Source organism: Methylobacterium sp. WL18, assembly GCF_008040015.1.
GTDB classification, from domain to species: Bacteria; Pseudomonadota; Alphaproteobacteria; order Rhizobiales; family Beijerinckiaceae; genus Methylobacterium; species Methylobacterium mesophilicum.
This window is the reverse complement of record NZ_VRVD01000315.1, coordinates 1-5,334: the sequence shown is the minus strand read 5'-3', so window position 1 is coordinate 5,334 and position 5,334 is coordinate 1. Positions and strand designations below refer to the sequence as shown.

6 protein-coding genes are annotated in these 5,334 nt (G+C 68.6%); 2 read left to right on the top strand and 4 right to left on the bottom strand.

The features are described 5' to 3' along the window. A partial coding sequence (locus tag FV228_RS19345) for an MFS transporter (RefSeq protein ID WP_147856107.1) occupies positions 1-726 on the bottom strand: 726 nt, incomplete at its 3' end. Positions 727-886: 160 nt separating this feature from the next. Here FV228_RS19345 and FV228_RS19340 point away from each other — a divergent pair. Together FV228_RS19340 and FV228_RS19335 are read left to right on the top strand one after the other, a co-directional pair. Further along, on the top strand, positions 887-1,210 hold the full coding sequence (locus tag FV228_RS19340) for a type II toxin-antitoxin system RelE/ParE family toxin (protein WP_147856106.1): 324 nt from the start codon (positions 887-889) through the stop codon (positions 1,208-1,210). Next, entirely contained in the window at positions 1,210-1,527 is a 318-nt protein-coding gene (locus tag FV228_RS19335) for a transcriptional regulator (RefSeq protein ID WP_147856108.1), read from the top strand. The genes FV228_RS19340 and FV228_RS19335 overlap by 1 nt, the downstream gene beginning before the upstream one ends. 13 nt (positions 1,528-1,540) lie before the next feature. Here FV228_RS19335 and FV228_RS19330 read toward each other — a convergent pair whose 3' ends face one another. The 3 genes from FV228_RS19330 to FV228_RS19320 form a co-directional block, all read right to left on the bottom strand. After that, positions 1,541-2,470 carry a glutaminase gene (locus tag FV228_RS19330; RefSeq protein ID WP_147856105.1) on the bottom strand — a complete coding sequence of 310 codons (930 nt, stop codon included), beginning with the start codon at positions 2,468-2,470 and terminating at the stop codon, positions 1,541-1,543. A gap of 25 nt (positions 2,471-2,495) precedes the next feature. Continuing rightward, a complete protein-coding gene (locus FV228_RS19325) occupies positions 2,496-4,265 on the bottom strand; it encodes an ABC transporter ATP-binding protein (protein WP_147856104.1) in 1,770 nt (589 codons plus the stop codon). Between the two features lie 203 nt (positions 4,266-4,468). After that, positions 4,469-5,334, bottom strand: an 866-nt coding sequence (locus tag FV228_RS19320) for an MFS transporter (RefSeq protein ID WP_147856103.1), incomplete at its 5' end; no start/stop codon positions are given.

The window sequence follows — 5,334 nt, the reverse complement described above, 5'->3', positions numbered from 1 at the left end:
CCGCAGGACCGCGTCGGCCTCCGCGAGCCGCCCGCGCTCGACCAGCCAGCGCGGGCTCTCCGGAAGGCCCGCGCGCAGCCACCAGACCCCGATCGCCGCGGTGGCGCCGATCAGCACCACCCAGCGCCAGCCGTCGATCCCCAGCGGCGCCGTCGGGATCAGCAGGTAGGACAGGAACGCCACCACCGGCACGGCGGTGAAGCCGATGCCCTGGCACAGGGCGAAGGCGCGGCCGCGGATCCCCTTCGGCACCAGCTCCGAGAGGTAGCTGCCGATGGTCACCATCTCGAGGCCCAGGCCGATCCCGGCGATCAACCGCCAGAGATTGAGCCCGAACGCCTCGGTCTGACAGGCCATCACCACGTTGGCGGCCGTGTAGGACAGGAGCGACCACGTAAAGATCGCCCGGCGGCCGAACCGGTCGGCCAGCCAGCCGCAGACCAGGGTGCCGATGAACAGCCCGGTGAACAGGGCCGCCACGAAGCTCGCGACGCCGCTCGCGCCGAACAGCCCGGGGGTGGTCGGCGTCAGGATCCCGGCCTTCACGAGGCCCGGGGCGACGTAGCCGGTGAACAGCAGGTCGTAGAGTTCGAAGAAGAAGCCGAGGCCGAGCAAAGCCACGAGGCGCCAGACCGTGCGCGTCGGCGGCAACCGGTCGAGGCGGGCCAGGATGGCGCCGGGGTCCAGGATGCTTCCCTCGGGCTGCGCGATCCGTGTCGTCGCCATCCGCCCGCGTCTCCCGTACCCAGTGTTGTCGCCTATCCGTTCGCCACTGCCTTGGAACTGTCACGCATGCAAGGGTTCGTTGGTGCACTTTTGTGGTGACCACGCGTGAGTCGGATCGGGATCCGCTGGCGCAAAAGGTCACGTATATGGTACTATTTGGATGAGGGTCCGGGAGTTCATCGATCATCGTGGGCGGAGTCCCTTCGCCCAATGGTTCGACGCTCTCGACGATCAGGCGGCTGCCAAGGTGACGGTTGCGCTCTTGCGGATGGAGCAGGGCAACCTGTCCAACGCCAAGTCGGTGGGCGGCGGCGTCGAAGAGTACAGGATCGACTGGGGACCGGGATACCGACTCTATTTCGGACGGGACGGAGGCGCCTTGATCCTCCTGCTCTGCGGTGGAAGCAAGCAACGGCAGCAACAGGATATCAGCGAGGCCCGTGCACATTGGGCCGTATACAAACGGCGCAAGAAGGAGGGATGATGGCCCTGACGCGCAGCTTCAAGGAGACGGTGAAGGCCCGAGCCCAGCGCGACCCCGCCTTCCATGCCGCACTCCTGACGGAGGCGGTCGAACTCTTCCTGGCGGGGGAGGTGGACACAGGGAAGGCGCTTCTGCGTGACTGCGTCAATGCCACCGTCGGGTTCGAGCGCTTGGCGCAGGAGACGGGCTCGACCTCGAAGAGCCTGATGCGCATGCTGGGCCCTTCCGGCAACCCGACCGCCAGCAACCTGTTCGCGATCCTGCGCAGCGTCCAGAAGGCTGTCGGTGTCGAGCTGGCGGTCACGGTGGCACGCTGAACTCGAACGCGCCTCAAACCCCGAACACCGACCAGCCCATCCGCTGGGTCAGGCGCTCCAGGGCGACGCGGCCGAGATGGGAATTGCCCGCCGCGTCGAGGCCCGGCGACCAGACCGCGATCGAGGCCTTTCCGGGCGCCACCGCCAGGATGCTGCCGCCGACGCCGCTCTTGCCCGGCAGGCCGACCCGGTAGGCGAACTCGCCCGAGCCGTCGTAGTGGCCGCAGGTCAGCATGATCGCGTTGATGCGGCGCGCCCGCTCGGCCGAGACGACATTGTGCCCGGTCGAGGGGTTGCGGCCGTTATGGGCCAGGAACCGGCCCGCCATGGCGAGCTGTCGGCAGGTCATCGCGATGGCGCAGTGGTGGAAGTAGACGCCGAGCGTGTAGTCCACCGGGTTCTCGATCACGCCGAAGGACTTCATGTAGTTGGCGAGCGCGGTGTTGCGGAAGCCGGTGCGCTTCTCGGAGGCCGCCACCTGCTCGTCGATGGTGATGGTCGGGTCCTGGGCCAGGAACTGCATGAAGCGCAGGATCTCGCCCAAAGCCTCCCGGGGCGCGTGACCCGAGAGGATCACGTCGGTCACCGCGATGGCGCCGGCGTTGATGAACGGGTTGCGCGGCACCCCGCGCTCGCGCTCCAGCTGGACGATCGAGTTGAATGGGTTGCCGGAGGGCTCGCGCCCGACCCGCTTCCACAGCCGGTCGCCGACCATGCCGAGCGCCAGGGTGAGCGTGAACACCTTCGACACGCTCTGGATCGAGAACGGTATCTCGCTGTCGCCGCCGACGGTGACGGCACCGTCTGCATCGATCACCGCGATGCCGAACTGGTTCGGGTCCACGAGGGCGAGTTCGGGGATGTAGTCGGCCACCGCGCCCCGGTCGGAGCGCAGGGCCATCTCGTCGGAGATCTCCCGGACGACGCTGTCGAGATCGGGCACGGCCAGGCCTCGCGGTGCGCCCCGATCAGGCCGCCGCCAGGGACATCGACATCGATTCCTTCTTCATCAGTTCGCGGAAGAAGCCGTCGAGGTGGGTCAGGTTGTCGGGCGAGCCGTCCTGGATGATGCGGCCACCCTCCAGCACCACGATCCGGTCGAAGTCCTGCAGCGTCGACAGGCGGTGGGCGATGGCGATGACGGTGCGGCCCTTCATGAGGTTCGCGAGCGCCTGACGGATCGCCTGCTCCGATTCCGCGTCGAGCGCCGAGGTCGCCTCATCGAGCAGCAGGATCGGCGAGTTCTTCAGGATGGCCCGCGCGATGGCGATGCGCTGGCGCTGGCCCCCCGAGAGCTTCACGCCGCGGTCGCCGACCATCGTGTCGAAGCCCTCCGGCAGAGCCTGAATGAACTCGGTGCAGCGCGCCGCCTCGGCGGCCTGCCAGACCTCCTCGTCGGTGGCCTCAGGCCGGCCGTAACGGATGTTCTCGCGCAGGGAGCGATGGAACATCGACACGTCCTGCGGGACGACCGTGATCGCCTCGCGCAGGGATTCCTGGGTCACCAGCTCGACCTTCTGGCCGTTGATGCGGATCTCGCCGCTCTTCACGTCGTAGAAGCGCTGCAGCAGCGAGAACAGGGTCGACTTGCCGCCGCCCGACTTGCCGACGAGGCCGACCTTCTGGCCCGGCTCGATCACGAGGTCGAAATCGGTGAACACCGGGCGCCCGTCCGGATAATTGAAGGCGACGTGGTCGAACTCGATCTTGGCGCCCTGGCCGGCGAGCGGCTTGGCTTCCGGATGGTCCACGAGGTCGTGTGGCTGCAGCAGGGTGTGCAGCGCCTCGGCAAGGCGGGCGGTGTGCTGCGTCGCGTCGACCAGGGCCACCGCGAGGTCGCGGGTGGCCGCCAGGATGCGGATGCCGAGCGTGCAGACCAGCACCACCTGGCCGTTGGTCGCCTGGCCTGCCTCCCACATCTGGATCGCCCAGTAGAGCAGGCCGAACACCGCCAAGACGGTCAGCACCGCGTGCACGATGCGCAGCTTCTCGAGGTAGAGCAGCGACGAGCGCCGGGCGCGCATCTCCGTGGCGATCGTGCCCTCGAAGCGCTGGCCTTCGCGCTTGAAGCCCGAGAAGGCGCGCACGAGCGACATGTTGCCGACGAGGTCCACCATCTCGCCGTCCACCGAGGCCGCCTTGGCCGCGAAGTCGTGGTGCAGCGGCTTGCCGGCCGCCGCCATCTTGAACATCAGCACGACGACGGCCGCGAAGACGCCGGCCAGGATCGCCGCCATGGTGGTGTTGACGGTAGCGATGTAGGCGATCGATCCGAAGGCCGCGACGGTCGGCGGCATCACGTTGAACACGAACATGTTCTCGACCGTGAAGATCGCGTTCGAAGTCGCCGTGATGCGCGACGCCAGGGTGCCCGGCTGCCGGTCGGAGAAGAAGGTCGGCGAATGGCCGGTCATGTGCCGGAACAGGTCGCGCCGGATGTCGCCGGTGACGCCCACGAACGTGAAGGCCCCGGTCAGCGCCGCAACGCGCCAGAGCATGTTGTCGGCCGCGATGAAGCCGATCAGGACGGCGAGCGCCCCCCAGACCACGGTGTTGCCCGGGCCCGGCCCCTTGGTCAGCGCGTCGACCACGCCCTTGAGGGCATAGTCGGTCGAGACCGAGAACCCGACCGCACCGAGCACGGAGATCAGGATCACCAGGTGGGGCACCCAGCGGCGCCGGAGGTATCGCCCGACGAAGGCGAAGGGCCTCTCAGCGTATTGGTGCAGCTCTTCCATCGCGGTGACCATTCCGTATTCACGCGGCACTGGCTGGTGCGGGCTGAGGCGGAGTGCAACGCGGGCGCAGTCGGACCCGCAGCGGCAACGCAACAGCGTTGCCATATGTTGCACCGGCCCGCACCTCCCGCGCGCTTTTATCTCTCAAACCTGAACGCCGCTTGAGCGGCGTGGATACATGCAAGCGAATCCGATGCCGCGGATCACGCCTCCTCCGTCGGCTGGCGCGTCTCGGGCATGATCAGCGCCACCAGCATGAAGGCCGCGAAGCCCATGAAGGCCAGTCCCAGGAAGGCGCTGTGGCTGCCCAGACGGTCCGCCATGATCCCGGCGATCGACGTCGAGAGCGCGGCGCCCACGCCCATCGCGGTGCCGACCGCGCCGAGCGCAAGGTTGAAACGTCCCGTGCCGCGGGTGAGATCCGAGACCACCAGCGGCACCATCACGCCCAGCACCGAGGCGGAGATCCCGTCCAGAACCTGGATGGCGACCAGGCCGTAGGGGTTCGTGGTGTAGGCGAGCATCAGCCCGCGGACCGGCAGCGCGCCGAAACCCAGGAGCAGCACCGGGTAGCGGCCGAACCGCTCGGCGGCCCGGCCGACCGCGGGGGCGCTCACGGCGAGCACCGCCTGCGGGACCATGATGCAGGCCGCGATCAGCGCGGTGGCGGTCTCGCTCGCCCGCAGGGTGAGGACGCTGCCCACCAGCGGCAGCATCGCGGCGTTCGCCAGGAAGAACAGGACCATGCAGGCCGCGAAGCACAGGAGCCCGCGATTGGTCAGCAGCGCCCGGACGCCGTCCTGCCCGGCGGCGCGGGGCTTCTGGGCCGAGGCCGACTTGGCGTCCGACTTGGAGGCCGCCTCGGGGACCGCGTCCTTGAACACGTTGGCGTCGATCTCGTCGGCGCGGATCCGCGTCAGCGCGATGATCGTCGGCACCACCAGGGCCGCGGTCAGGTAGAACACCGCGCCGTTCGAGATATAGTAGCCGATGGCGCCCATGCCGGCGGCGCCGAGCGCGTTGCCGACCGCCGCGAAGCTCGCGTTGCGGCCGAGGCGCTCCCCCGCCC

Excerpts from the sequence above, each read along its gene's own strand:
- FV228_RS19335 (WP_147856108.1), top strand. The coding sequence starts at position 1,210 with ATGGCCCTGACGCGCAGCTTCAAGGAGACGGTGAAGGCCCGAGCCCAG.
- FV228_RS19325 (WP_147856104.1), bottom strand. The coding sequence starts at position 4,265 with ATGGAAGAGCTGCACCAATACGCTGAGAGGCCCTTCGCCTTCGTCGGG.
- FV228_RS19340 (WP_147856106.1), top strand. The coding sequence starts at position 887 with ATGAGGGTCCGGGAGTTCATCGATCATCGTGGGCGGAGTCCCTTCGCC.